The organism is Halosimplex rubrum (assembly GCF_013415885.1).
Taxonomy (GTDB): domain Archaea; phylum Halobacteriota; class Halobacteria; order Halobacteriales; family Haloarculaceae; genus Halosimplex; species Halosimplex rubrum.
The window spans coordinates 745,585-768,746 of record NZ_CP058910.1 but is presented as its reverse complement, the minus strand read 5'-3'; the positions used below and the strand labels follow the sequence as shown (position 1 = coordinate 768,746).

At 69.2% G+C, this 23,162-nt stretch carries 27 protein-coding genes; 14 read left to right on the top strand and 13 right to left on the bottom strand.

The annotated features are described in order from the left end of the window. Positions 1 to 268 precede the first annotated feature (268 nt). The 3 genes from HZS55_RS03910 to HZS55_RS03900 all read left to right on the top strand — a co-directional run bounded on the left by HZS55_RS03910 (position 269) and on the right by HZS55_RS03900 (position 1,539). The gene (locus tag HZS55_RS03910) at positions 269 to 502 is read left to right on the top strand and encodes a HalOD1 output domain-containing protein (RefSeq protein WP_246308350.1); all 234 of its coding nucleotides are present in this window, start codon (positions 269 to 271) and stop codon (positions 500 to 502) included. Position 503: 1 nt separating this feature from the next. Continuing rightward, positions 504 to 659 (top strand): hypothetical protein, encoded by a 156-nt coding sequence (locus HZS55_RS03905; RefSeq protein ID WP_006882497.1) that lies wholly within the window; start codon positions 504 to 506, stop codon positions 657 to 659. A gap of 100 nt (positions 660 to 759) precedes the next feature. Beyond that, positions 760 to 1,539, top strand: coding sequence for a response regulator (locus HZS55_RS03900; protein ID WP_179910438.1), 780 nt, complete (start codon positions 760 to 762; stop codon positions 1,537 to 1,539). A gap of 243 nt (positions 1,540 to 1,782) precedes the next feature. Here HZS55_RS03900 and HZS55_RS03895 read toward each other — a convergent pair whose 3' ends face one another. Further along, positions 1,783 to 3,060, bottom strand: coding sequence for an adenosylhomocysteinase (locus HZS55_RS03895; protein WP_179910437.1), 1,278 nt, complete (start codon positions 3,058 to 3,060; stop codon positions 1,783 to 1,785). 210 nt (positions 3,061 to 3,270) lie between these two features. Between HZS55_RS03895 and HZS55_RS03890 the strand changes: the two genes are divergently transcribed. Then, positions 3,271 to 4,170 carry a Vms1/Ankzf1 family peptidyl-tRNA hydrolase gene (locus HZS55_RS03890; RefSeq protein ID WP_179910436.1) on the top strand — a complete coding sequence of 300 codons (900 nt, stop codon included), beginning with the start codon at positions 3,271 to 3,273 and terminating at the stop codon, positions 4,168 to 4,170. Between the two features lie 527 nt (positions 4,171 to 4,697). Continuing rightward, complete coding sequence (locus HZS55_RS03885) at positions 4,698 to 5,720, top strand: DUF1611 domain-containing protein (RefSeq protein ID WP_179910435.1); 1,023 nt, start codon at positions 4,698 to 4,700, stop codon at positions 5,718 to 5,720. 24 nt (positions 5,721 to 5,744) lie between these two features. Here the strand turns inward: HZS55_RS03885 and HZS55_RS03880 are convergent, their stop codons facing one another. Then, a complete protein-coding gene (locus HZS55_RS03880) occupies positions 5,745 to 6,218 on the bottom strand; it encodes a DUF6789 family protein (RefSeq protein WP_179910434.1) in 474 nt (157 codons plus the stop codon). 236 nt (positions 6,219 to 6,454) lie between these two features. Here HZS55_RS03880 and HZS55_RS03875 point away from each other — a divergent pair, with 236 nt between their 5' ends. Continuing rightward, positions 6,455 to 7,711: an RNA-guided endonuclease InsQ/TnpB family protein gene (locus HZS55_RS03875; protein WP_179910433.1), complete on the top strand. Its 1,257-nt coding sequence runs from the start codon at positions 6,455 to 6,457 to the stop codon at positions 7,709 to 7,711. A gap of 101 nt (positions 7,712 to 7,812) precedes the next feature. Here the strand turns inward: HZS55_RS03875 and HZS55_RS03870 are convergent, their stop codons facing one another. The 3 genes from HZS55_RS03870 to HZS55_RS03860 form a co-directional block, all read right to left on the bottom strand. Next, complete coding sequence (locus HZS55_RS03870) at positions 7,813 to 9,432, bottom strand: hypothetical protein (RefSeq protein ID WP_179910432.1); 1,620 nt, start codon at positions 9,430 to 9,432, stop codon at positions 7,813 to 7,815. Positions 9,433 to 9,535: 103 nt separating this feature from the next. Then, positions 9,536 to 10,015: a cupin domain-containing protein gene (locus HZS55_RS03865; protein WP_179910431.1), complete on the bottom strand. Its 480-nt coding sequence runs from the start codon at positions 10,013 to 10,015 to the stop codon at positions 9,536 to 9,538. A 73-nt stretch (positions 10,016 to 10,088) separates the two neighbouring features. Then, positions 10,089 to 10,928 (bottom strand): sugar phosphate isomerase/epimerase family protein, encoded by an 840-nt coding sequence (locus HZS55_RS03860; RefSeq protein WP_179910430.1) that lies wholly within the window; start codon positions 10,926 to 10,928, stop codon positions 10,089 to 10,091. A gap of 106 nt (positions 10,929 to 11,034) precedes the next feature. Here HZS55_RS03860 and HZS55_RS03855 point away from each other — a divergent pair, with 106 nt between their 5' ends. Next, positions 11,035 to 12,240: a site-2 protease family protein gene (locus HZS55_RS03855; protein WP_179910429.1), complete on the top strand. Its 1,206-nt coding sequence runs from the start codon at positions 11,035 to 11,037 to the stop codon at positions 12,238 to 12,240. 65 nt (positions 12,241 to 12,305) lie between these two features. On the opposite strand, the gene HZS55_RS03850 is transcribed toward HZS55_RS03855, so the two are convergent. The 3 genes from HZS55_RS03850 to HZS55_RS03840 all read right to left on the bottom strand — a co-directional run bounded on the left by HZS55_RS03850 (position 12,306) and on the right by HZS55_RS03840 (position 13,676). Continuing rightward, positions 12,306 to 12,593, bottom strand: a complete 288-nt coding sequence (locus HZS55_RS03850; RefSeq protein WP_179910428.1) for a GYD domain-containing protein — start codon at positions 12,591 to 12,593, stop codon at positions 12,306 to 12,308. A gap of 138 nt (positions 12,594 to 12,731) precedes the next feature. Then, on the bottom strand, positions 12,732 to 13,076 hold the full coding sequence (locus tag HZS55_RS03845; protein ID WP_179910427.1) for a hypothetical protein: 345 nt from the start codon (positions 13,074 to 13,076) through the stop codon (positions 12,732 to 12,734). 105 nt (positions 13,077 to 13,181) lie between these two features. After that, the gene (locus HZS55_RS03840; protein WP_179910426.1) at positions 13,182 to 13,676 is read right to left on the bottom strand and encodes a YciE/YciF ferroxidase family protein; all 495 of its coding nucleotides are present in this window, start codon (positions 13,674 to 13,676) and stop codon (positions 13,182 to 13,184) included. Positions 13,677 to 13,925: 249 nt separating this feature from the next. Between HZS55_RS03840 and HZS55_RS03835 the strand changes: the two genes are divergently transcribed. The 3 genes from HZS55_RS03835 (at position 13,926) to HZS55_RS03825 (ending at position 16,378) form a co-directional block, all read left to right on the top strand. Then, positions 13,926 to 15,002, top strand: coding sequence for a saccharopine dehydrogenase family protein (locus tag HZS55_RS03835; protein WP_179910425.1), 1,077 nt, complete (start codon positions 13,926 to 13,928; stop codon positions 15,000 to 15,002). Between the two features lie 94 nt (positions 15,003 to 15,096). Then, the gene (locus tag HZS55_RS03830; RefSeq protein WP_179910424.1) at positions 15,097 to 15,333 is read left to right on the top strand and encodes an amphi-Trp domain-containing protein; all 237 of its coding nucleotides are present in this window, start codon (positions 15,097 to 15,099) and stop codon (positions 15,331 to 15,333) included. An 85-nt stretch (positions 15,334 to 15,418) separates the two neighbouring features. Beyond that, positions 15,419 to 16,378 carry a Gfo/Idh/MocA family protein gene (locus tag HZS55_RS03825; RefSeq protein WP_179910423.1) on the top strand — a complete coding sequence of 320 codons (960 nt, stop codon included), beginning with the start codon at positions 15,419 to 15,421 and terminating at the stop codon, positions 16,376 to 16,378. Positions 16,379 to 16,399: 21 nt separating this feature from the next. Here HZS55_RS03825 and HZS55_RS03820 read toward each other — a convergent pair whose 3' ends face one another. Genes HZS55_RS03820 through gpmI form a run of 3 tightly spaced genes read right to left on the bottom strand, consistent with a single transcriptional unit; the run spans position 16,400 to position 18,538 of the window. Then, entirely contained in the window at positions 16,400 to 16,654 is a 255-nt protein-coding gene (locus HZS55_RS03820) for a type II toxin-antitoxin system HicA family toxin (RefSeq protein WP_179910422.1), read from the bottom strand. 8 nt (positions 16,655 to 16,662) lie between these two features. After that, positions 16,663 to 16,944 carry a type II toxin-antitoxin system HicB family antitoxin gene (locus HZS55_RS03815; protein ID WP_179910421.1) on the bottom strand — a complete coding sequence of 94 codons (282 nt, stop codon included), beginning with the start codon at positions 16,942 to 16,944 and terminating at the stop codon, positions 16,663 to 16,665. Positions 16,945 to 16,981: 37 nt separating this feature from the next. Beyond that, complete coding sequence (gene gpmI / locus HZS55_RS03810) at positions 16,982 to 18,538, bottom strand: 2,3-bisphosphoglycerate-independent phosphoglycerate mutase (RefSeq protein WP_179910420.1); 1,557 nt, start codon at positions 18,536 to 18,538, stop codon at positions 16,982 to 16,984. A gap of 152 nt (positions 18,539 to 18,690) precedes the next feature. Between gpmI and HZS55_RS03805 the strand changes: the two genes are divergently transcribed. From HZS55_RS03805 to HZS55_RS03790, 4 genes are all read left to right on the top strand, one after another. Beyond that, positions 18,691 to 19,260: an NUDIX domain-containing protein gene (locus HZS55_RS03805; protein ID WP_179910419.1), complete on the top strand. Its 570-nt coding sequence runs from the start codon at positions 18,691 to 18,693 to the stop codon at positions 19,258 to 19,260. A 62-nt stretch (positions 19,261 to 19,322) separates the two neighbouring features. Continuing rightward, entirely contained in the window at positions 19,323 to 19,715 is a 393-nt protein-coding gene (locus tag HZS55_RS03800) for a DUF7522 family protein (RefSeq protein ID WP_179910418.1), read from the top strand. Next, positions 19,712 to 20,965: a DNA double-strand break repair nuclease NurA gene (locus HZS55_RS03795; RefSeq protein ID WP_179910417.1), complete on the top strand. Its 1,254-nt coding sequence runs from the start codon at positions 19,712 to 19,714 to the stop codon at positions 20,963 to 20,965. Before HZS55_RS03800 ends, HZS55_RS03795 begins: the two co-directional genes overlap by 4 nt. A 91-nt stretch (positions 20,966 to 21,056) precedes the next feature. Continuing rightward, positions 21,057 to 21,797, top strand: coding sequence for a competence/damage-inducible protein A (locus HZS55_RS03790; protein ID WP_179910416.1), 741 nt, complete (start codon positions 21,057 to 21,059; stop codon positions 21,795 to 21,797). Between the two features lie 2 nt (positions 21,798 to 21,799). Here the strand turns inward: HZS55_RS03790 and HZS55_RS03785 are convergent, their stop codons facing one another. Together HZS55_RS03785 and HZS55_RS03780 are read right to left on the bottom strand one after the other, a co-directional pair. After that, on the bottom strand, positions 21,800 to 22,339 hold the full coding sequence (locus HZS55_RS03785; RefSeq protein ID WP_179910415.1) for a GNAT family N-acetyltransferase: 540 nt from the start codon (positions 22,337 to 22,339) through the stop codon (positions 21,800 to 21,802). 65 nt (positions 22,340 to 22,404) lie between these two features. Further along, positions 22,405 to 23,052 (bottom strand): DedA family protein, encoded by a 648-nt coding sequence (locus HZS55_RS03780; RefSeq protein ID WP_179910414.1) that lies wholly within the window; start codon positions 23,050 to 23,052, stop codon positions 22,405 to 22,407. Positions 23,053 to 23,162 lie beyond the last annotated feature (110 nt).

Below are 23,162 nucleotides of genomic sequence, written 5' to 3'. Positions count from 1 at the left end.
TGTTGAGAGGGCGCGCAATTAACGGTTGGTTTCCGTCAGCTGATACGTATCGGGAACCCGTCACCGTCCCGTCCGTTCGACGCGCCGACACCCGCCCGATCCGACACACCGGGCCGCCCCGCCGCCGCGTGCGAGACACGTCACCGGTCCGTCATCGAGATCCGGACGCTATACATATTGCCCCCGTTCCGGCGGCCGCGGTATGTACGTAGCGGACAGTCCGATACTGGTCGTCGTCCTATGGGGAAACAGGATGGACGGTATAGCAGTGCAAGAGCCCGATGAGCAGATAAGCATCGACGTGATCGAGACGATAGCCGACGTGACCGGGACCGACCCGCTGACGATGGAGCCGCCGCTGTACGAGGTCGTGGACACGGACGCGCTGGACGCGCTCTACGAGAGCGGGGCGACCGCGACGGTGGAGTTCGAGTACGACGGACACAGCGTCGTCGTCGACGGCGACGGGACGGTCACCGTCGACGGCGCGGGAGGGGCCTGAGATGTCCTCGACGGGCTCGACCGAAGACGCCGAGGGCGCGATCCGCGAGACGTACGAGGAGTACGACGTGGGCGACACCCGCCTGGCGATGATCGCCGACCCCGAGAACGAACACGCCTGGATCCAGTCGGACGTGACCGAGCAGATCGAGCAATGAGGGGTCCGGGGGACACGGGGAGCGGAGCGGCGACCGAACGGACCGAACGGACGACCGACGCGCCGCCGTCCCGTCCGGCGGCGCACCGACGCACTCGGAAATGACAGCCGTGATAGAAGACATCGCTGCGGCGACCGCGAACGCGCCGGCGAGCGGCGACGAGTCGATCGACGTGCTCTGCGTCGACGACGACCGCGACTACCTGGCCCTGGTAGCGGCCCATCTCTCCGAACACGACGACCTGTCGGTCCGAACCGAGACTGCCCCCGCCGACGCGCTCGACCACCTCGACGCCGTCGACTGCGTCGTCAGCGACTACGACATGCCCGGGACGGACGGCCTCGAATTTCTCTCCGACGTGCGCGAACGGGCGCCGACGCTCCCGTTCGTCCTCTTCACCGGGTCCGAACGGGCCGACATCGCCGAGGGGTTCCCCGAGTCGACGTGGACCGAGTTCCTCCGGAAGAACAGCCCCGCGACCACGATGTCGGTCCTCGCCGGACGGATCCGACGGCTCGTCCACCACCACCGCACGATGCGGACCGCCGAGCGGACCCTGACCGCGATCGAGGCCACCGGCGACGGCGTCGCCGTCGTCACTCCCGACGGCGACTTCTCCTTCGTCAACCGCGTGTTCGCCAGCCGCTTCGGCGCCGCCCCCGACGACCTGCTCGGCCGGCCGTGGCGCGAGTGTTTCCCCGACGACGAGGTCGAACGGCTCGAATCCACCGCGCTGGAGACCGTCCGCGACGACTGGCAGTGGACCGGCGGCACCGTCTGCGAAACCGACGGCGGCGACACCTTCACTGCACAGACCCGCGTCGCCGGCCTCGACGACGGCTCGCTCGTCTTCTGTCTCACCGGCGCCGGCGAGGAGTAGCCGCCCGGTTCGAGCGCTCGAAGCCCGACTGCGCCGGGTCGCTCCGCTCACTTCGTCCGTGTCTCCCTCCGTTCTCCGCGGCTCACTGCCGTTCGCCGCTTCGCTACTGCTCGCGGGTCGCTACGCTCCCCGCTCGCAATTACGAGGCGCTCACTTCGGTCGGGACCTCGCTACTGCTCGCGTGTCGCTCACTCCGTTCGCTCCCGCTCGCAGTTCGGCGGTCTTCGCTCCGCTCAGACCGCCCTACGTCCCGTGCTGCCAGGACCCCATGTACTCCTCCTGGGTCTCGGTCAGCGCGTCGAACGCGACGCCCTCCGCGTCCAGTTTGATCTCCGCGACCTCCTTGTCCAGTCGGTCGGGCACGTCGTGGACGCCGGCCTCGTAGTCGTCGCCGGACTCCACCAGTTCGCGCACGCAGACGGCCTGCACGCCGAAGCTCTGGTCCATCACCTCGACCGGATGACCCAGCGCGATCGGCGTCGCGAGGTTGACGAGTCGCCCCTCCGCGAGGACGTTCAGCCGCCGCCCGTCGGCCATCTCGTAGGCCCGCACGCCGTCGCGGGCCTCGTAGCTGTCGACGGCCAGCTCGGAGAGCGCGTCCAGATCGATCTCCACGTCGAAGTGGCCGGCGTTCGCCAGCAGGACGCCGTCCTGCATGTCCTCGAAGTGCTCGGAGACGATCACGTCGCGGTTGCCGGTCGTCGTGATGAACACGTCGCCCTCGGCGGCGGCCTCGGCCATCGGCAGCACGTCGTAGCCCTCCATGTGGGCTTCGAGCGCGCGGCGGGGCTCGACCTCGGTGACGACCACGTCGGCGTTCTGGCCGCTGGCCTTCTTCGCGACGCCCTTGCCACAGTGGCCGTAGCCGGCGACGACGACGGTCTTGCCGGCCCACGAGAGGTTCGTGGTCATCGCGATCGACGCGAGCGAGGACTCGCCGGTGCCGTGGACGTTGTCGAACAGCCGCTTCATCGGCGTGTCGTTGACGGCGAACATCGGGTAGGCGAGTTCGCCGTCGGCGTCCATCGCGCGCAGGCGGTGGACGCCCGTCGTCGTCTCCTCGCAGCCGCCGACGATGGAGTCGATGAGTTCGGGGTAGTCCTCGTGGATCGCCGCCACCAGGTCCATCCCGTCGTCGACGGTGATCGTCGGTTCGTGCTCGATGACCGCCTCCATGGCGGCGTAGTACGCCTCGTCGTCGACCTCGCGTTCGGCGTAGGAAGTCACACCGTCGACGGCGTCGAGCGCGACGCTCACGTCGTCGTGGGTCGAGAGGGGGTTACAGCCGGTGATCGCCACTTCGGCGCCGCCGACGGCGAGCAGTTCCGCGAGGATCGCGGTCTTCGCTTCGACGTGCATCGCCATCCCGACGACCTCTTCGGCGAAGGGCTGGTCGGCCTCGAACTCGGCGCGCAGCGACTCGCAGATCGGCATGTGCTGGCGCGCCCACTCCATCTTCCGGCGGCCCGACTCCCGCTTGGCCTCGGGGTCGTCGACGCGCTCGGTGATCGGCTCTGTCATGGCCGGAGAAAGGCGCACCGCCGGGAAAACCCCACCGGATCCGCGGGAGCCGCCGAACGGGACCGCCGACCGAGCCGCCGAACCGGCGCCCCCCGTCGAGCGGAGCGAGGCGCGACCACCGGGGGCGCGGCCGTCGCGAGCGTGCGAGCGGCGCGGTCGCTCGCGCCGGCACCCTGTAGTTTTAACCGCCCGCGGCGTCCCCATCCGGTGATGTTAGACCGGGTGCTCGGCCGCGCCGAACTCAAAGACCGCATCGCGGAACTGGAGGACGAACTCGACAGCCGCGAGCAACAGCTCGAAGCCGAGCAGCGCCGGCGGGCCGACGCCGCCAGCGACCGACAGGAGGCCGAAGAGCGGGTCAACCGCCTCGAAGACCGCATCGCCGAGCTGGAGGGGGAAGTCGAGCGCCTGCGGGACGGGCAGGCCGGCGCCGACCGAGCGTTCGCCGCCGAGGAGACGCTGCGCGACGGCCGCTTCCGCGCGGTCCTCGACCGCCTGGAATCCGTCGAGACCGACCCCGAGGGCGCGTTCACCGCCTACGTCCCCGACGGACACGACCTCTCCGAGCCCGTCCGCGAGGCGTTCGGCGACCGCGCGGCGCTGGTGGGCCGCGCCGCCCCCTGTCTCGCCGTCACCGACGACGCCGCGCTCGTCGACGCCTGCCTCTCGGTGCCGAACCCGCCCGAATCGTTCGCGACGTGGAGCGACGCCTTCGAGTTCGACCGGTCGTGGTTCGAGCCTACGGGATCCTTTACGTTCGCGCTCGTCCGCTCGGATCTGTTCGCCATGGGGGAGTACGACGGGCGCGAGCGCGTGGCGTTCCAGGGGTTCGACTCCGAGCTGAAGAGCCAACACTCCAAGGGCGGCTACTCGCAGGCCCGCTTCGAGCGCCTGCGCGACGAGCAGATCGAGAACCACGTCGAGCGGTGTCAGGTGGCCATCGAGGACGCCGACACCGACCGGCTGTACGTCGTCGGCGAGCGGACGGTACTGGACGAGTTCGAGGACCTGGCCGACACCGTCTCGTCGGTCAGTGCGAGCGGCGACCCCGAGCCCGCGCTGGAGTCGGCGTTCCGCGAGTTCTGGCAGGTCCAGTTGCGAGCGCTGTAGTTCGAACTGTCGTGAGGGTGAACCGGACGGCAGCGACTGCAAGCGGCGTGATAGTCTCGAGAGCGGCAGCAACGGACCGCACCGCCGGTCAGATCGTAGTGCAAACAGCGTGAAAGCCCCCGTCCGCTTCGGTCGAGGGGTTCGCTGCGCTCCTCACCTCGCTTCGCTCGGCTGCGGTGCTTGCGTCACCCGTCTTCCCGAAGCGGACGGCCCCTTTCATTCCCACCCACATCTGCTGACCGACCAGTCTGTGTGGGCGGGAATGAAAGGGGCGGCTCTGTCGACGAAGGCCGACGACGCAAGCACTGCAGCGAACGTAGTGAGCGAAGCGCGCAGCGAGGCGTCCGAGTCGACAGAGCCGGGGCTTTCACGCTGTTCGCGGTCGCTGTCGTCCCGTCTGTACTCGGGGCTTTCACGCCGTTCGCGGTCACGATCGAGCCTGCGGTACGGCTGGTCGCTGTTCGGTTGGTCGACTCGGTTTCTCGAACTCCCATGCGATTAAACCGGGCGAAACCGAACACTCGTCCATGCGCGTCGCGATCCTGGCCCACGAGGGGTTCCCCGACCGGGCGAAGACCGCCGTCGGAATCTTGCGGTACGGCGACGACGAGGTGGTCGCCGTCCTCGACCGGACCCGCGCCGGCGAGCGCGTCCGCGACCACGTCTCGAACGTGGCCGACGCCCCCATCGTCGACGGTCTCGACGCGGTCGAGGAGCCGATCGACGCACTGGTGGTCGGGATCGCACCCATCGGCGGCGGCTTCGACGAGACGTGGCGACCAGACGTGCGCGGGGCGCTCGAACGCGGCGCCGACGTGGTCGCCGGCCTGCACTCCTTCCTCGGCGACGACGACGAGTTCGCCCGCCTCGCCGACGAACACGGCGCCGAGATCCGCGACCTGCGCCGACCGCCCGACGATCTGGCCGTCAGCGACGGCCGTGCGGGCGAGGTCGACGCCGAGGTAGTTCTCACAGTCGGCACCGACTGCTCGTCGGGGAAGATGACGACCACCTTCGAACTCGCCGAAGCGGCCTGCGAGCGTGGCGTCGACGCCGGCGTCGTCCCGACCGGCCAGACCGGGATCGCCATCGAGGGCGACGGGATCGCCGTGGATCGGGTCGTCGCCGACTTCGCCGCCGGCGCGGTCGAGCGGATGGTCGAGGAACACGCCGCCGAGTACGACGTGCTGTTCGTCGAGGGCCAGGGAGCCGTCGCCCATCCGGCCTACTCCGGCGTGACGACGGCCATTCTGCACGGCGCGATGCCGGATCGACTGGTGCTCTGTCACGCCGCCGGCCGCGACGCCGTCCACGGCTACGAGCACGTCCCCATTTCGCCACCCGGCGAGTACGCGGCGCTGTACGAGTCGCTGGCCGAGCCCGTCGCGCCCGCCGAGGTGGTCGCCGGGTCGCTCAACACCCAGCGCCTCGACGACGACGCGGCCGGCGAAGCCGTCGAGGCGTACGCCGACGCCATCGACGCCCCCGCGACCGATCCCGTCCGCTTCGACGCGGCCGAGTTGCTCCCGGCGGTGCTGGGAGAGGTGTGAGCACCTCGGTCAGGCAGTATCGAGCTACAGCCGGTCAGCCGTCGCGGCGTAGACGCCGCCGAGCACCAGCCCGTAGACGGCGTGCCACAGCAACGAGGGGGCAGCGAAGTTCGGGAACGGCGGCGACGCCGGCGACCCCACCGCGTCGAGCCACAGCGGCATCACGAGCGCCGCGAGGACCGCCCACGTGACGACCCCCCAGGCGACGCCCGCGCCGACCTGCTCGCCGACCGAATCGAGGTCGAGCGCGCCGACGATGGCGGCGAAGACCACGCCCAGCACGGCACCGTGGGAGGCGTGGACGAACAGCCCCGCGGCGGCGTTGGGCGGCGGCGCCAGCGCGTACAGCGAGGGGATCGCCACCGCGATCGTGGGTTCGTTCATCGCAACGACCAGGGCGCCCATCACGAGCGCGCCGAGTATTCCACCGACGACGCCGGCCTGCCAGGAGTCGTTGGCGTACGGTTCCTCCGTCGTAGCCTCGGTGGCTGTCGACATATTCGAGTCGACTCGCGGGCGAGGAAAGAAGTCGACTCGGCAGTGTGTCCGTGTCGTCACGACGCACGGCGGCGGTACGGTTATACGCGGAGCAGGCGCAATACCACGGCCTTCAGGCCGTGGATACGCGCCGTCACTCAATGACGCCTTCCGCCGATACCGACAGAACTGGATATTCCACGCCAAACACAGAATTTAATACAGTTTGACTCATAACTAGTTATGAACACAGTACGATGCTGGAGACAACCCGCACCTACGTCGCCAAAATCACGAACCACAGGCAGGTTCGTGACGACCTCGACCAGTGCGGGCACTCCGCATCTAAGCTGTGGAACGTCGGACGCTACTACATCCAAGAACGGTGGGATGAGGACGGTGAGATACCCGACGAAGCCGAACTGAAATCGGAGTTGAAAGACCACGAACGCTACAGTGACCTGCATTCTCAGTCAAGTCAGCGAGTTCTCGAAGAACTTGCTGAAGCGTTCACCGGCTGGTACAACTCCGACGACGGCAACAACCCACCGGGCTACCGGAAACGTGGTGACCGACACCCACGCTCCACCGTGACGTGGAAACAGAAAGGCATTAAACACGACGCCAAGCACAACAAACTCCGCCTCTCGAAAGGTTGGAATCTGAAAGACGGACGGTCGGACTTCATCCTCGCAGAGTACGAAACCCGTCCTGACGTACAGGTGGAGAACATTCAACAGGTACGAGCCGTCTGGAACGGCGACGAGTGGGAACTCCACCTCGTCTGTAAGAAAGAAATCCCCGTTGAGGACGTACCCGGCGACAAGACGGCGGGTATCGACCTCGGCATTAGCAACTATCTCGCCATCGACTACGAAGATGGCCCTTCGGAGTTGTATCCTGGGAATGTGCTGAAAGAGGACAAGCACTACTTCACCCGCGAGGAGTACCAGACCGAAGGCGAGAGCGGGCCATCGAAGCGGGCGTCGAAGGCTCGGCGGAAACTGTCCCGACGCAAAGATCACTTCCTCCACACCCTCAGCAAGCACATCGTCCAACAGTGCGTCGAAGAGGGTATAGCGGAGATAGCGGTTGGCGACCTCAGCGACATCCGCGAGGATGAGAACGGCGAGTCGCGGAGCTGGGGTGCGTCGGGGAACAAGAAACTCCACGGCTGGGAGTTCGACCGATTCACCCGTCTCCTCGAATACAAGGCCGAGGAACACGGCATCCTCGTTGACCGCGTAGACGAGGAGAACACGTCGAAGACGTGTTCGTGTTGTGGGCAGATTCGAGAGGCGAACCGCGTGGAGCGTGGTCTGTACGTCTGCGAGTCTTGTGAAACGACGATGAACGCGGACGTGAATGGTGCAGTAAATATCCGGAGAAAGATAACTCAGAGTCCCCCAACAGGGGATATGAGTAACGGCTGGTTGGCACAGCCCGGAGTTTTCCTGTTCAACCGCGAGAGCGGACGGTTCACACCGAGAGAACAGGGAGACTGCAAACCCTAATATCCCAACGCTCGGGATTCCTCCGCCTTCAGGCGGAGGAGGATGTCAAGTAGGGGAACTATCCGACGAGCGATCCGCACGGACTCGGCGCGGCCCGCCCCTCAGACCCACTCGGCGAAGTTCGCGTGCTCGCGGCTCAACTCGACGTACTCGCCCTGCATCCGCGCGAGCGCGGTCTCCAAGTCCGCGCCGTCGTTCAGGTGCTCGCGGACGCGGCTTTTCTTCCAGGCGCTGGGGGTGATGCCGGCCGCCCAGCGGGCTTCGATGGGGTCGAGATACCGATTCTGAGTCGCCTCGTCGATCCCCTGCTCGGCCAGTCCGCGGCGGGCGAACTCGAACACCTCGGCGAAAACTTCCTGAGAGTCGTCGGTCCGCTCGCCGTCGGCGGTCACCCACGCCAAGTCGGCGTCGAGGCCGTCCTCGACGGCGGCGTAGAAACTCCGCTCGGCCTCGTCCCAGGCGAGTTCGGCGAGCGGGTGGTCGGCGGCGACGAGCCCGCGGAGGAGGCCCGCGGTCAGGACCTGCAGGCCGACGATGTCGCGGACGGTCGGCTGGGTGGGCAGCGGGCGATACTCGATTCGGAGCGAGCGCTCGTCGCAGGCGCCGTCGACCGCGTCACCGCCGGCCACGCCGCGCACCCACCGCCAGAAGGTGCCGCGTTTGTAGTCGAACTCCCAGGCTTGACTCGTGGGGTCGCCGCCCTTCTGGCCCTCCTCTTCCACGTCGTCCTCGCCCTCGATCCACTCCCTGAGAAACGGCGCGAAGCTGTCGTCTGCGACGACGTGCTCGACGGCGTCGGCGGGGTCGCCGAGGTCGTCGGGCACCCGGACCTTTCGACAGGCCTGGTTCATCGACTGCTCGAAGGCGGCGATCCGAAGCTCGTGGTGGGTCTCCTCGACGAGCCCTTCGGGGTCGGCAACGTCGCCGTAGCAGTCGCCCGGCAGGAACGGGGAGTTGGCCGACAGCGCGACGAGCGGGCCGAGGGTGCGGGTCGCGAGGTTGTGGTAGCGCGGGAACTCCGTCGGGTCGGGCACCTGGACGTGGGGCTGGATCGAGGTCGCCAGCGACTCGAAGAGGATGGTGCGATACCCCGTCTCGGCGCCCGGCACGGCGAAGTCGATCTCGCCGCCCGCCCGCCGGACGGCGACGTTGTCGAGCGCGCCGTAACGGGGGTCTTTGCGCATGTTCCGAGCGACGAGGACGGGGTCGTCGGGGTCGCCGCCGGGGACGACGACCGGGCGGTCGGTGTTGGCGTCCGTCGCTCCTCCGCCGTCCGCCCCGCGCACCTCCACGTCGTCGAGGTAGGCGTGGGTACCGCCGGCGGGCGCGACGGCGGGCATCGCGTCGAGGACGATCTCCAGCCCGTGTTCGCGCGCCCGCTCCCGCGTGGCGGCCAGGTCGGCTTCGATTTCCTCGGCCTGCGCGGCGACGCCGTCGTCGTCGAACTCGCTCGGCGCGGCGTTGAGTTCGGCGTTGTGCAGCCCCAGTTCCTTGTCGGCCGGCCCGTCGTACACGTCGTCGGGAATCGGTGCGAGCGAGCGGTCCGCTCCGTCGCCGGCGAGCGCGTACACTTCCAGTTCGAGGCCGAGCGTGGCGGCCGCGTTGTCGAAGGCGCCGTCGGCGAGCGCCGTCGCGAGGTGGTCGGCCTGGGCGCGGACCCGCTCGTCGAACGCGTCGGTCCCGGCGAGCGAGCGCCTGACGAGCGACTCGTGGTCGGTCATTGCCGGACGGTGGTCCACCGCGGTCAAAAAAGGCTCGGGCGGCGCGTCGTCGTCGCCGCTCCACCGCCGGTCCCGCCGCGGCGGCCGGGTCGCCCGCTCGGTCTCACTCCTCGTCGACGAGTTCGATCGCGTCGTCGCCGGTCGGGACGGCACAGAGGAAGGCTCCTTCCAGGTCGCGCTCGTTGCGGTACCAGTGGACGGCGCCGGCGGGGATGTGCAGCGCGTCGCCGCCCTGCACCGTGAACTCCTCGCCGTCGACGGCTTCGCCGTTTACCCGAGGCGTCTCCGACGCCTCGCTGTCGATGCCGACCACGTACTCGCCCGCCAGGACGTACTGCTCGTGTTCGATCTCGTTGGTGTGTTTCGGCACCTCGGCGCCGGGAGCGAGCGTGAACCGCCGGATCGCGAGGTTCTCGGCGCCGTGGTCTTCGCCGATCAGCACCGCCTTCGACAGCCCCTCGGCGGCGTCGACGGGTTCGTACTCGATGTCTGTCGCGCGGCGGACGAGCGGCGTCGCCGGGTCGGCCGTCGCGTGGTCGTCCGTCGCGTCCGGCTCGTCGTCGGTCGCGTCTGTGTCGCTCATGTCGGCGGCTACGGGACGGGGGATGATGACTGTGGTCCCGCCACCGTGGGCACGTCCGGGCGACCGCCCCGACTCAGACGCCGGCCCGGTCGAAGACCAGTTCGAGCGACGCGGCCGTCTCGCGGGCGGCATCGGCGTCGGCCATCGCTTCCAGCTCGTCCGAGAACGGTTCGGCGATCACGGGGCCGTCGTAGCCGACGGCGTCCAGATGCGAGAGGAACCGCTCGATATCGATCACGCCCGTCGCGCCGGGCAGCGCGCGCTCGGTGTCGACGTACTCGTCGACTCCGAGTCCCTCCGGCGCGTCGTTGACGTGTACGTCGACGATGTCGTCGGCGTCGAGCGATTCGAGCGCGTCGACGGCACCGCCGGCGGTGTGCCAGTGCCAGCTGTCGAGCAGCAGGCCCGCGTTGTCGCCGACCGCGTCGCAAAGATCGAGCATGCCCTCCGCGGTCGAGATGAACTCGTGCTCGTGACCCTCGCGCAGCGTCTCGGGACCGAGGAACTCCAGCCCCAGGTCGATGCCGTGGTCGGCCAGGATTTCGGCGACCGGTTCGAGCCGGTCGCGGTGAAAGGCGAAGTTCTCCTCGAACGGTCGCTCGTCGCTGAACGACATGAGATACGTCGATATCCGGGTGCAACCGACGGTAGCTGCGGCCTCGGCTACCCCGTCGAGCGCGTCGAGGTCGCTCCCGTAGGTCTCGGCGTCGCCGGTCACGTCCACGGGGAGGGTCGCGCTCCCCGCACGGAGGTCGTGGTCGTCGAGCACGGCGCGGTAGTCGTCGGGGCCGTGCTCGCGGAGGTATCCGAGGTCGATCTGGACCGCGTCGAAGCCGGTTTCGGCGGCGAGGGCGGCCGCCTCGGGGAACTGGCAATCGACGCCGACGGCGTCGGGCCCGAAACTCGTGTACATGATCCGAGTGTCGCTCGCTTCGGGCTTATACCCCTCGCAGGGGGCGGTCCTCGCTGCTATTCGACCCACACGCGGGCTTAAGGGCGTGCCGGGACTACTCGAAGGTATGCGACGATTCCGTATCGGGAGCGCCTTCGGTATCCCGATCGACGTGGACCTCACTTTCCTCCTCGTCCTGCCGCTGTTCGCCTGGGCGATCGGGTCGCAGATCGGGCGGTACGTCGAGATCGTCAACGACCTGTTCGGGTCGGCGATCCCCGTCGAGGTGCTGACGACCTCGACCGAGCTGTCGCTGGGGCTCGGACTGGTCGCGGCGCTGGGGCTGTTCGTCGGCGTCGTCCTCCACGAACTGGGTCACTCGCTGGTGGCGATGCGCTACGGCTTCCCCATCTCCTCGATAACGCTGTGGATCTTCGGCGGCATCGCCCAACTCGACGAGATGCCCGAGGACTGGCGCCAGGAGTTCACCATCGCCATCGCCGGCCCGGTCGTGAGCATCGCGCTCGGCGTCGTCTCCTACGCCGCGTTCCTCGCGGTGCCGACCGGGGACTCGCTGGCGCTGGCCGCGGCGGGGTTCGTCTTCGGTTACCTCGCGCTGATGAACGTCGTCCTCGCGGCGTTCAACCTGCTGCCCGGCTTCCCGATGGACGGCGGCCGGGTCCTCCGGGCGCTGCTCAACCGCACTCGCCCGTACGCCCGAGCCACCGAGATCGCTGCCGAGGTGGGCAAGCTGTTCGCCATCGGCCTCGGCCTGTTCGGCCTGTTCGGCGGCGGCGGCCTGTTCCTGGTCGCCATCGCCTTCTTCATCTACATCGGCGCGGCCAGCGAGGCCCAGCAGACGACGATGCGGGCGGCCTTCGAGGGCGTCGTCGTCGAGGACGTGATGACGCCGGCCGAGCGCGTGACGACCGTCGACGACGACGGGTCGGTCGCCGAGCTGATCGAGACGATGTTCCGGGAACGGCACACCGGCTACCCCGTCGAGCGCGACGGCGAGATCGTCGGGCTCGTCACCCTGGAGGACGCCCGCGCGGTGCGGGAGGTCGAGCGCGACGCCTACCGCGTCAGCGAGGTCATGTCGACGGAGATCTACACCGTCGCGCCCGACGACGACGTGATGACCGCGCTGGAGGAGCTGGATTCCCACGCCGTCGGCCGCCTGCTCGTCATGGACGACGACGAGTTCGCGGGGCTGATCACCCGGACGGACATCATGAGCGCGCTGTCGATCATCAAGTCCAGCGGTCGCTACCAGTCCGAACCCGCCGACCCGGCGGGATCGGACGTGTTCAACGCGGAGGAGTCCCGGTAAGTCCGGTCACCAGACGCCCAGGCGGCCGGCGCCGAAACCGCCGGGACCGGGCTCGGCCGGCACCGTCACACGTCCTCGACGAGTTCGCCGATCCGGTCGATCGGGAGCCCCTGCATGGTCTCCGTGTCGAGTCCGTGGCGCTCGATGGCCTGGGTCACCTGGAACGCCCGCTCCTGGTCGTCGACGGCGTAGACGACGAGGAAGTCGTAGTCGCCGAGGACGGCGTGCGTGTCGACGACTTCGCCGCCGAGTTCCCGGATGTCCTCGCGGATCGCCCCCCAGACCGAGACGAGTTCCTGCGGGTTCTGGTACTCCGCCTCGTGTACGTCGACTTCCGTGAGATACGTGGGCATCGTTACCCACCCGCACAACGGACGGGAGATAATTGAGGGTGGCGGCCGCGGAAAGCCCGCTGCTGTGGAGGGGCGGTGGGGGTCGGGACGCGGTCAGTGTTCGTCCGAGCCGTCCGTTCGCTCGCGACGCCACCCGCGCTACAGCTCGTCGTCGGGCAGCTGGTCGAAGGCCGCGGGGTCCTGCCACAGCTCGTGGAGGGTGCCCGCGGCGAGGAATCGGGTCGGCGCGGCGACCCACTCGGTGGTCACGGGGTCGGACAGCTCCGGCGCGTCGGTCTCGAACCACCACGCGACGTAGCGGCCGTCGGCCAGCCGCGCCGTCGGGTACATCTGCCCGTCGACCTCCACGTCGACGCGGGTCTCGTCGTCGACCGGCGGCCGCTCGTCGCCGTCGGTCGCGACGCTGATCTCGATGGGAATCGACCGCTCCCCACTCGCCTCGCCGACATCTGCGTCGTCGCCGTGTTCCGTGGTCGGGATCATCCTCGTCTCGGTTCTACGGGAGGGTCTCACAGCCCATAAACCCCAGTCGGTCAGGCGTCAGACGCTGCGCGGTCGGGGAATTCGTCCCGGTCGCACCCGACCGCTTCAGGCCGCGACGATCGGCTCGTAGTCGTACTCGCTGGTGAGACCTTTCAGTTTCTCCAGGGCGGCCTCCTCCTCTTCTAAGTTCTCGTGGAGGACGTCGCCGGCCTCGCCCATGCCGAGGCGGTCGGCCAGCAGCGCGAGGTTGCCGTAGGCCGCGATCTCGTAGTGTTCGGTCTTCTGGGCCGCCGTCAGGTTGTGAACGTCGAGCACGTCCGCGTCGGGGTCCATGTCGAGCAGCTCCTCGTGTTCCTCGATCAGGCCCTGGATCCCCTCGCACTCCTCCTCCTCGGGCTCCTGCCCGAGCATCTCGAACACCCGCTCCAGCCGGTCGATCTGGCCCTCGGTCTCCTCGCGGTGCTCCTCGAAGGCTCGCGCGATCTCCTCCTCGCTGGTCTGGTCGGCGAGCTGGTCGAGCACGTCGAGCAGCTCGTGCTCGGCGTAGTAGATGTCTTCCAGCTCGTGCGTGAACAGCTCTTTCGCAGATGTGACTGACATGGTGATCCTCCGTCGACCCCTCGGACCGCCGCGCGGATAGTAATCCGTTCGCTACCCGATCGCCCGAGGCCGGCGCCGCCGTATTCGGGGGTTACCGGCTCGAAGGCTCGGCTGAACGCGGTTCGGATCGGGAGACGAGACCGGGCCGGACGGGGCGGAGACCGGCGCGAACCGGTCGAACCGACGCGAACCCGCGACCGCGAGTGAACGGACGCGCCCGTTTTTCGCGTCGAGCGCGAACGGGGCCCCATGGAAGGGGACCTGCTCGTCTACGGAGCGTACGGCTACACCGGGGCGCTGATTACCGAACGAGCCGTCGTCGACGGCCTCGACCCGATCCTCGCCGGACGATCGGCAGAGCGCGTCGAGGCGGCGGCGACCGAGCGCGGCTGCGACCACCGGGTGTTCAGCCTCGAACACCCCACCGTCGTCGAGCGACGGGTCGCCGACGTCGACGCGGTGCTCAACTGCGCCGGGCCGTTCGAGGACACCGCCGAGCCGCTGATCGACGCGTGTCTCCGGACCGGCACCGACTACCTCGATCTCGCGGGCAACGTCGACGTGCTCGAAGCGACGGCCGCCCGCGACGCCGAGGCCACCGACGCCGGCGTCGCGCTCGTTCCGGGCGTCGGCTTCGACGTCGTCCCGACCGACTGCCTGGCCGCGATCCTCCACGGCCTGCTCCCCGACGCCGAGGAGCTCACGATCGCTATCGACGGGCTACGGACGTTCTCGCCGGGGACGGCGAAGTCGATGCTCCGCGGGCTCGACCGCCCCGGCGCCGTCCGCCGGGCGGGCCGCGTCGAGACCGTCCCGGTGGCCTACAAGCGCCGCACCTTCGAGTTCCCGACCGGCGATCGGACCGCCGTCACCGTCCCCTGGGGCGACGTGTCCGCGGCCTACTACTCGACGGGTATCTCGAACATCGAGGTGTACGCGGGCGTCCCCGACCGCGCCGCCGACGTGATGGAGCGGACCCGGTGGCTGGTTCCCGCCCTCGCCGCGGGTCCGGTCCGACGAGCGGCCGAGGCCGTCGCCGGTCGGGTCGTCTCGGGGCCGACGGCCGACGAACGCGCCCGCAGCGAGACGCACATCTACGGCGAGGTGACCGACGACGACGGCACCGTCGCCCGCGCCCGGATGCGGACGCCGGACACCTACGACCTGACCGCGGCGACGGCCGTCGAGGCCGCGCGGCGCGTGCTCGCGGGCGTGGCCGGCGACGGCTTCCAGACGCCCGCCTCCGCGTTCGGCCCTGAGTTCGCCGAGGCCTTCGAGGGCGTCGACCGGGAGGTCCTGACCGAGCCCGAGCGGGTCGTACAGTAACCGGTCCGCCGAGACCCAGATCGTCGGCCCGTAAGCCGCCGTTACCGCGGGTTCACGCCCGTTACTTTTCCGCCGCGATTCCCGAGGGACGGGCATGTCGAAAGAGCTCGAAGCGTACGACATGACCCGCGACGAGGCCGCCGACAAGCTCGAATCGATCGCCGCCGACCTGCGCGGCGACGGATCCTTCGACGTGAACGTGAACAACCGCACCGTCCACCTCGCGCCGCCCGAGAACATCGGCGTGGAGGTCGGTGTCCGCGAGATGTCCTCGCTGCTGCGGGGCAGCCGCGAGGCCTTCACCGTCAAACTCGACTGGAAACCGGAGTAGCGGCGGTCGTCGCTCCCCGGTCGTCGATCCGGCCGGGCTCTCCGCCGACGCCGCCTTTTTGCCCGGTCGGCGCGCGGGTCCGTCAATGACGGTCGACATCGCCTTCGTCGGCGCCGGCGGCATCGCCCAGTGGCAGCACTTCGACAACCTCGAATCCATCGACGACGCCCGCATCGTCGGGATCTGCGACGTGGACGAGGAGACCGCCGAGTCGGCGGCCGAGCGGTTCGACGCGCCCGCCTTCACCGACCACCACGAGTGCTACGCCGAGACCGACCCCGACGCCGTCTTCGTCTGTCTCCCACCGTTCGCCCACGAGGACCAGGAGATCGCCGCCGCCGAACGCGGCTACGACCTGTTCGTCGAGAAGCCGCTCGCGCTCTCGACCGAGAAAGCGCGTGAGATCGAGGCCGCGATCGAGGACAACGACGTGCTCGCGCAGGTCGGCTACGACTGGCGCTACTCCGCGGGCGTCGAGCGCGCACGGGAGATCCTGTCCGGTCGCGACGTTGGCTACGTCGACGGCTACTGGTGGGGCGGCGTCGCCGGCGGCGAGGACCACTGGTGGCGCCACGCCGAGCAGTCTGGCGGCCAGGTCGTCGAGCAGGCGACCCACGTCTACGACACCGTCCGCCACCTCGTCGGCGACGTGGACCGGGTGTCGGCGGCCGGGAGCCACCGCCTCGCCGACGAGGTGGACTTCTCCGACGCCACCTCGGCGACGATGACCCACGAGAACGGTGCGGTCTCGCACGTCTCGACCACCTGCGCCGCCGAGGACGACAAACACGGGCTGGAGGTCGTCGCCGACGGCGCGACCATCGAAGTCACGGAGCAGTCCGTCTCCGGCGTCGTCGACGGCGAGGAGATCGACGAGGCGTTCGACCGCAACCCCTACGCCGCCGAGGTCGAGTCGTTCGTCGACGCCGTGGCCTCGGGCGACGGCGCCGGCCTGCGCTCGCCCTACGCCGACGCCCGCCGGACGTTCGATCTGACGCTGGCGGTCACCGAGTCCATCGAGGACGGCGAGCCGATCGAGCTGTAGCGTTTCGATCGCCGACCGCTCTCAGCGGTTGCGGTCGATCCACTCGCAGAACGCGTCGAAATCGTCCGCGCCGGCTTGCTCGGCGATGTGTCGGAGCGTTCCCGTATCGATGCGGTCGTGGCGCGGCACGCTCACCGTCCGCGGGTCCGTGTCGTGGTCCTCCGGTGGGGACCACGTGAGGATGACGTGGTCACCGGTCGTCCGCTGCCACTCGAAGCGCCCGACGTTCCCGAGCACTTTGATCACGTCGTCGCCGGAGAAATCGCGCGCGACCATCCCTCGGGCTACTGCAGCACGTCCGGGAGGTCCCCCGAGGTGTTCGCCTCGGGGTCGATACCGACCTCGCGTAGCTCTTCGTCCGTCGGTTCGCGACCGATATCGCCGTGATAGAGAGCGACCGCCTCGTCGAGGTTGTCGAGGGCAGCTTCGCGGGTCTCCCCCTGAGAGGCGACGCCGGTCTCCTCGTCGCGGGCGACCCACAGGTCACCGCTCTCGCCGAGCGAGAGGGTTATCTCGACCGGCGCGGTCGGGTCCTCCTCGCCCGTCCCGTCGGTGTCGGTGCTCATACCTCGAATCAGGTCGGGATGAGTGATAAGCTCTCGGCTACTCCAGCAGACTCTCGCCGGTCATCACGGACGGCTTCTCGATCCCCATCAGCGCCAGCAGGGTCGGCGCGATGTCTTCGAGCGCGCCGTCGGCACGGATCTGCCGGCCACCGTCGGTCCCGGCGGGATCGAGGTAGATCAGCGGCACCGGGTTGGTCGTGTGGGCGGTGTAGGGCTCCGCTTCGGTGCCCATGTCGTCGGCGTTGCCGTGGTCGGCGGTGACGAGGACGTGCCCGCCCGCTCGGCCGATCGCCTCCACCAGCCGGCCCAACTGCTCGTCGACGGCCTCGACCGCGGCGACGGCGGCGTCGAAGTCGCCGGTGTGGCCCACCATGTCCGGGTTGGCGTAGTTGCACACCAGCAGGTCGGGGTCGCGCTCGTCGATCGCCGCGATGGCCGTGTCGGTCACCTCGGCGGCGCTCATCTCGGGCTGTTGGTCGTAGGTGGGCACGTCGGGGCTGGGGACGATCTCGCGGATCTCGCCGTCGAACTCCACCTCGCGGCCGCCGTTGAGGAAGTAGGTGACGTGGGCGTACTTCTCGGTCTCGGCGAGTCTGAGCTGGGTGTGGCCCGTTTCCGAGACCACCTCGCCGAGGGTGTCTTCCGGTCGGATCGGCGGGAAGGCCGTCGGGAGGTCGAACGTCTCGTCGTACTGGGTCATCGTCACGACGCGGGTCTCGGGCGGGTCCGTGCGGCCGCCCCAGGCGTCCGAGCGGACGTCCGCGAGCATCCGGGTCAGCTGCCGGGCGCGGTCCGAGCGGAAGTTGAAGAAGACGACCGAGTCACCGTCTGCCAGCGCCGGCTGTCCCTCGATCACGGTGGGCTCGACGAACTCGTCGGTGTCGCCGCGGTCGTAGGACTCGGTGACGGCGTCGACCGCCGACTCCGCGGTGTGGCCGGCGTGGCGCTCGACGATGGCGTCGTAGGCGAGTTCGGTGCGGTCCCAGTTCTCGTCGCGGTCCATCGCGTAGTAGCGGCCCGAGACCGTCGCGACGTGGCCCGTGCCCTGTTCGTCGGCGTGGGCTTCGAGGTCCGCGAGGTACGCCTCGCCGCCGGTCGGGGAGGTGTCGCGGCCGTCGGTGAAGGCGTGGGTGACCGCCTCGCATCCCTCGTCGGCGGCGAGTTCGATCAGCGCGTGGAGATGGGACTGGTAGGAGTGGACGCCGCCGTCGGAAACGAGGCCCATGAAGTGAACGCGACCGTCGTTGCCGTCGGCGTAGTCGAACGCCGACCGGATCGCCTCGTTGTCGTCGATGGCACCGTCGCCCTGCGGGTCCGGACGCTCCTCGCCGCGCCAGCGAGCGATGGCGTCGGTGACGCGCGCGGACTCCTGCGTGACGACGCGGCCGGCGCCGATGTTGAGGTGGCCCACCTCGGAGTTGCCCATCTGGCCCTCGGGGAGGCCGACGCGCCGGCCGGAGGTGACGAGCGTGCCGTGGCCGCCCGCCGACCAGAAGCGGTCGAAGTTCGGCGTCTCGGCGGCTGCGACGGCGTCGCGGACGCCCTCGTCGGGGTTGAACGCCCAGCCGTCGAGGATCACGAGTGCGGCTTTCATATCTCCGAGTCCGCCCGGGCCGCCCAAGTCGGTGTCGGTCCGCACGACCGATCTGACGGTCGCACGGACCGACTCGCTGCCCACCGGCACCGCCTTCTTCACGGTCGTTCTGTGTAGAAATTTTTTACACGTGTGGCGTGTGCTCAGGGAGCATGGTCAACGAGCCACCGGACTACTGTCCCCACTGCGGGGGCGAGCTGGTCGGCGTGGACGAGCCGACGGTCCAGCGCTGTCGCGACTGCGAGGAGTACGTCTTCCACAACCCAGTCCCGAGCGCGCGCGTCGCGGTGCTCGACAGCGGGGGAGGGAGTCCCCCGGGCAGTGCGGCGAAGCCGCACGACGGCGACGCGATGTTGCTCGTCACGCGGCCGGACGGGAAGTGGATCTCGCCGGGCGGGAAGGTCGAAGTCGGGAACGATCCCGACGAACACGCCGCCGCCGAACTCGAAGAGGAGACCTCGCTGGTCGTCGACCCCGAGGACCTCGTGCTGTTCGACACCGCGACGTACGTGATCACGGAGACCCAGCACACCGTCGGCATCCGCTTCGCGGTCGACTACGCGGACGTGCGCGGCGAGATCGAGGCGGGCTCGGACGCCGGGGCGGCGCGCTTCTGGACCGCCGAGACGCTCGCGGCGACCGACGAACCGACCCTCGACCGGGACCTGTTCCGGACGTGGGTCGCGGGCGGTCGGGCGGCGCTAGAGCGTGCGACCCGTTGACGCCGGTCGGATCCCCCGATTCCGCGGAAAGTTATTGTGAGTGGCCCCCCCATCGTTAGGGCATGGACGCGCAACTGCTATCGGACGACCTCGCCGACCAGATCGTGACGACGGCCCGGACCGCGACCGGCGACAGCCTCCGGTCGGTGACCTACTTCACGCGCTCCGATTTCGAGCAGCTGTACCTCCGGGAAGACCTCGAACGCGACGCCGACCTGGACACCTTCGTCGGCCACGAGTGGCGCGGCTTCCGCGACACGCGCAACGCCTACCAGTCCTCGGAGCTGGGCGAGTACCGCTTCACCGTCCGCGCCTTCACCAACGGCTACCTCCTCCGAGTGACCGGCGAGCGCCGCGGCGTGCTCATCACCACCGACGGCCTCCAGATGCAGTCCTACGAGGAGATCGCCGACGCCATCGAGAAGATGCTCGCCGAAGACCCCACCACGGAATGACACTCGACCCCGTCCACGTCGACGGCATCGCCCGCCTGGCCGGCCGCGTCGGCGAGGGCGTCGACGAGGACGACCACCAGGACGCCGCCGAGACCGTCTGGGCGGAGTTCCTCGACCCGCTCCGCGACGACGGCCCCGTCCTCGAACCGCTGGGCGAGCAGCGCCGCGAGAAGGTGCCGATCGACGCCGTCGCGCTCCGGGACGCCCCGTTCCCCACCCAGCACGGGCTGGACTCGGGGACGATCAACCCCACGACCTTCAAGAACGGGCTCGTCCTCGACGTGTCCCAGGCCGCGATGGCCGCCGTGCCCTCGGATCTCGACCTCCACCGCGCCCGGACCATCGTGATGACCGCCCACTCCAACGACGACGCCTACCGCATCGGTCACGAGGACTGGACGATGCAGGACGAGGGCTACGTCCGCGAGCGGGCGCTGCACGCCCCCAGCGTCGACCGCTACGAGCAGAACGTCGTCCACGCGCTCGCGCTGTACCTCGCCGAGAGCGAACACGCACGCGAGCAGGCCGAAATCGTCGACGACCTGCTGATCCTCGACGGGCCGCTCTATCCGACCGGCCTCCTGAAGTGGGGCGAACGGGACACGGAACTCGCGGACTTGCTCCTCGAAGACGAGCGCCCGCGCGACGTGGTCGAGAACTACGTCCGCCTCGTCGAGACCTTCGTCGACCGGGACGTGCCGCTGGTCGGATTCATCAAGAACAGCACCGCCAAGGCGATCACGAGGGTCGTCCGCGAGAAGACCAACGCCCCCTGGGCCAACGACAACGCCTTCTTCCAGCGGGTGCTCGCCCGCCGCGACGACCGGGGGGAGCTGCGGACCGACGCGCTCACGGCGACGGGCTGGTTCCGCTCGCGGGTCGGCACCGACCGCGTGATGGCCGCCGACGGCGACGCGCTCGGCATCGAGCGCCGCCTCGATCCCGAAGCCTACGAGGTCACTTTCTTCGTGCTGTACGACCCCCGCGACGACCTCTGTTACCGCGTCGAGGCGCCCTACGCGTTCACGGAGGACGAAGACACCCGGGAGGCCCTGCGCCTGCAGGTGCTCCACGACGTGGCCGGCGAACAGGGGCCGCCGCTGGCGGTCGCCAAGGCCGACGAACTCGCCCACATCGACCGCCAGGCCAACGAGCAACTGCGCCGGCGCATCGAGCGCGAACTCGGCAGCGACCGCCACCGCGAGTACGACGACAAGCGCTGGGGCGTCGACGTCGAGGAGCTGGTCTGAGACCGCCGTCCTCTCGTTCCCGCTCACGACACGGACGGCTCGTCGTCGCCGACCCGGTAGCGTTTACCCGTTCTACACCTTGCACACGTCCATGGAAGTCGCGCTCGTCACGGTCGGGGACGAACTGCTCGCCGGGGACACCGAGAACACGAACGCGACCTGGCTGGCTCGCCAGCTCACCGAACGCGGCGCGACCGTCGCGCGGATGCTCACCATCCCGGACGACCGCGCGCTGATCGCGCGGTGGGTCGGCGACTACTCCGAGGCCTTCGACGCCGTCATCGTCACCGGCGGGCTGGGCGACACGCCCGACGACGTGACGATCGAGGCCGTCGCCGACGCGTTCGACCGGGACCTGGCAGTCCAGCCCGAGGTGCGCGACCGGATCGCCGAGAAAGCGAGGCAGTTCCGCGAGGAAGACCCCGAGTACTACGAGACCCACGACTTCGACCTGGATGTGGACGAGACGGCGGCGCTGCCCGAGGGCGCCCGGCCGCTCCAGACGGCCGAGAGCTTCAACCCCGGCTGCGTCGTCGAGAACGTCTACGTCTTCCCGGGGTTCCCCGAGGAGCTGCGGGTGATGTTCGACTCGGTCGCCGGCGAGTTCGGGGGCGACGCCGTCTCCGCGTCGGTCGAGACCGCGACGCCCGAGGGCGCGCTGAAGGACGTGCTCGACGGCGTGCGCGAGCGGTTCGACGTGGCGGTCGGCAGCTACCCCGCCCGGCGGGGCAAGCCCGGCCGCGTGAAGGTCACCGGGACCGACCCCGCGACGGTCGAGCGCGCCGTCGAGTGGGTCGACGAGCGGGTCGCCGACCCCGACGGCGAGGAGTGAGTTTAGTTCTCCAATCCGTCCCACTCGCTCTCGACGATCCCGTAGAGATCGGCGTCGACGTATTCGCCGTCGACGTAGAAGTCGTCCCGTCGGCACCCCTCTCGTTCGAAGCCGACGGTTTCGAGTACCGACCGAGACCCGTCGTTGAACGTCAGGACGCGCGCGTTGACCTTGTGGAGGCGCCGCTCGGTGAAACAGTAGTCGACGACCAGTTCGGCGGCGGCGGTCGCGTAGCCGTTGCCCTGGTGTTCGGGGGCGATCCAGTAGCCGATCTCGACGGTCCCCCGTTGCTCGTTCAGCTCGAACAGGAAGGCCTCGCCGACGCGCTCGCCGCCGGCACGGACGAGAAATATCTCCGTATCGTCCCCGTCGGCGAGCCCTTCGACGTACTCCGCCACGCCGTCCTCGTCGAGCAGCGTCGCTGCGCCGAAGCCGGCGCGGACTTCGGGACGATTCAGGTTTCGCTGGAGGAACTCGTGGTCGCTCTCCTCGACCGGGTGAAGCGAGACGCCGTCGCCAGGGAGGAACGCGGGGGCTGACATATCCGGCGACTCTCGGCGGGTCCGCGAAAACGTTGCGGTGCCCCGTCACGCAGTGACAGGGCGATTCAGAAGAAGTTCAGCAGACCCAGCGAGACGGCGTAGTGGTACGCGAGCGCGAGCCAGGCCTCGAAGACGACGGTGCCGGCCGCGGAGAGGGCGGCGAACTCGCGGGTGTCGATCTCGGCGACGCCGGCGGGGACGGTCAGCATGCCGCGGGTGAACAGGAGGGCGTTGCTGACGGGCACGGCCCACTTGCCCCACCGGTCGAACCAGCGGTCGAAACGGTCGAGCTTGGACTCGTCGATCCGGAACCACGGCTTCTGCAGCAGCCACTCGCGACCGCCGCGCTTGGCGAGCTGGAACAGCGCGACCTGCCCCAGCGTCGCGCCGACGGTCGCGACGGCGAAGATGAGCGCGATCGTCGCCCACTCGTAGCCGGCCGACTCGGTCGCGAGGAACTCGATGGCGCCCGGCACGAGCGCCTCGCTGGGAGCGAAGTACAGCAGCATCGCGCCTTCGAGGACGAAGATGGGGAGCAGGGCGGGCAGGCCGTAGGTGTCGATGATCCGCTGGGCGAACTGCTCGTCGCCGAAGACGAACAGGACGGCGCCCGCGACCGCCAGCAGAAAGAAGAAGCCGGCGACGACGATCAACCCGTAGTCCTCGGCGAACCCGCGCAGCCGGGACCGACGGGTCGAGTCCAGTGATGCCATTCACCCGAACGGTCCGGGCGTATCGGTCAAATGTCTTCCGCTCGGGGGCGACGCGACCGCCGCTCGACCGGGCCCGGCGCCGCCGGGTCGCTACCCTGATTACCCCGAGA

What these genes read in the sequence shown, in the direction of transcription:
- HZS55_RS03885 (WP_179910435.1), top strand. Translation starts at nt 4,698, where the DNA reads ATGCGCGTCGCGATCCTGGCCCACGAGGGGTTCCCCGACCGGGCGAAG.
- HZS55_RS03850 (WP_179910428.1), bottom strand. Translation starts at nt 12,593, where the DNA reads ATGCCCACGTATCTCACGGAAGTCGACGTACACGAGGCGGAGTACCAG.
- HZS55_RS03835 (WP_179910425.1), top strand. Translation starts at nt 13,926, where the DNA reads ATGGAAGGGGACCTGCTCGTCTACGGAGCGTACGGCTACACCGGGGCG.
- HZS55_RS03840 (WP_179910426.1), bottom strand. Translation starts at nt 13,676, where the DNA reads ATGTCAGTCACATCTGCGAAAGAGCTGTTCACGCACGAGCTGGAAGAC.
- HZS55_RS03895 (WP_179910437.1), bottom strand. Translation starts at nt 3,060, where the DNA reads ATGACAGAGCCGATCACCGAGCGCGTCGACGACCCCGAGGCCAAGCGG.
- HZS55_RS03790 (WP_179910416.1), top strand. Translation starts at nt 21,057, where the DNA reads ATGGAAGTCGCGCTCGTCACGGTCGGGGACGAACTGCTCGCCGGGGAC.
- HZS55_RS03870 (WP_179910432.1), bottom strand. Translation starts at nt 9,432, where the DNA reads ATGACCGACCACGAGTCGCTCGTCAGGCGCTCGCTCGCCGGGACCGAC.
- gpmI (WP_179910420.1), bottom strand. Translation starts at nt 18,538, where the DNA reads ATGAAAGCCGCACTCGTGATCCTCGACGGCTGGGCGTTCAACCCCGAC.
- HZS55_RS03900 (WP_179910438.1), top strand. Translation starts at nt 760, where the DNA reads ATGACAGCCGTGATAGAAGACATCGCTGCGGCGACCGCGAACGCGCCG.
- HZS55_RS03780 (WP_179910414.1), bottom strand. Translation starts at nt 23,052, where the DNA reads ATGGCATCACTGGACTCGACCCGTCGGTCCCGGCTGCGCGGGTTCGCC.
- HZS55_RS03815 (WP_179910421.1), bottom strand. Translation starts at nt 16,944, where the DNA reads ATGAGCACCGACACCGACGGGACGGGCGAGGAGGACCCGACCGCGCCG.
- HZS55_RS03800 (WP_179910418.1), top strand. Translation starts at nt 19,323, where the DNA reads ATGGACGCGCAACTGCTATCGGACGACCTCGCCGACCAGATCGTGACG.
- HZS55_RS03890 (WP_179910436.1), top strand. Translation starts at nt 3,271, where the DNA reads ATGTTAGACCGGGTGCTCGGCCGCGCCGAACTCAAAGACCGCATCGCG.
- HZS55_RS03830 (WP_179910424.1), top strand. Translation starts at nt 15,097, where the DNA reads ATGTCGAAAGAGCTCGAAGCGTACGACATGACCCGCGACGAGGCCGCC.
- HZS55_RS03865 (WP_179910431.1), bottom strand. Translation starts at nt 10,015, where the DNA reads ATGAGCGACACAGACGCGACCGACGACGAGCCGGACGCGACGGACGAC.
- HZS55_RS03845 (WP_179910427.1), bottom strand. Translation starts at nt 13,076, where the DNA reads ATGATCCCGACCACGGAACACGGCGACGACGCAGATGTCGGCGAGGCG.
- HZS55_RS03905 (WP_006882497.1), top strand. Translation starts at nt 504, where the DNA reads ATGTCCTCGACGGGCTCGACCGAAGACGCCGAGGGCGCGATCCGCGAG.
- HZS55_RS03855 (WP_179910429.1), top strand. Translation starts at nt 11,035, where the DNA reads ATGCGACGATTCCGTATCGGGAGCGCCTTCGGTATCCCGATCGACGTG.
- HZS55_RS03795 (WP_179910417.1), top strand. Translation starts at nt 19,712, where the DNA reads ATGACACTCGACCCCGTCCACGTCGACGGCATCGCCCGCCTGGCCGGC.
- HZS55_RS03820 (WP_179910422.1), bottom strand. Translation starts at nt 16,654, where the DNA reads ATGGTCGCGCGCGATTTCTCCGGCGACGACGTGATCAAAGTGCTCGGG.
- HZS55_RS03785 (WP_179910415.1), bottom strand. Translation starts at nt 22,339, where the DNA reads ATGTCAGCCCCCGCGTTCCTCCCTGGCGACGGCGTCTCGCTTCACCCG.
- HZS55_RS03805 (WP_179910419.1), top strand. Translation starts at nt 18,691, where the DNA reads ATGGTCAACGAGCCACCGGACTACTGTCCCCACTGCGGGGGCGAGCTG.
- HZS55_RS03880 (WP_179910434.1), bottom strand. Translation starts at nt 6,218, where the DNA reads ATGTCGACAGCCACCGAGGCTACGACGGAGGAACCGTACGCCAACGAC.
- HZS55_RS03875 (WP_179910433.1), top strand. Translation starts at nt 6,455, where the DNA reads ATGCTGGAGACAACCCGCACCTACGTCGCCAAAATCACGAACCACAGG.
- HZS55_RS03860 (WP_179910430.1), bottom strand. Translation starts at nt 10,928, where the DNA reads ATGTACACGAGTTTCGGGCCCGACGCCGTCGGCGTCGATTGCCAGTTC.
- HZS55_RS03825 (WP_179910423.1), top strand. Translation starts at nt 15,419, where the DNA reads ATGACGGTCGACATCGCCTTCGTCGGCGCCGGCGGCATCGCCCAGTGG.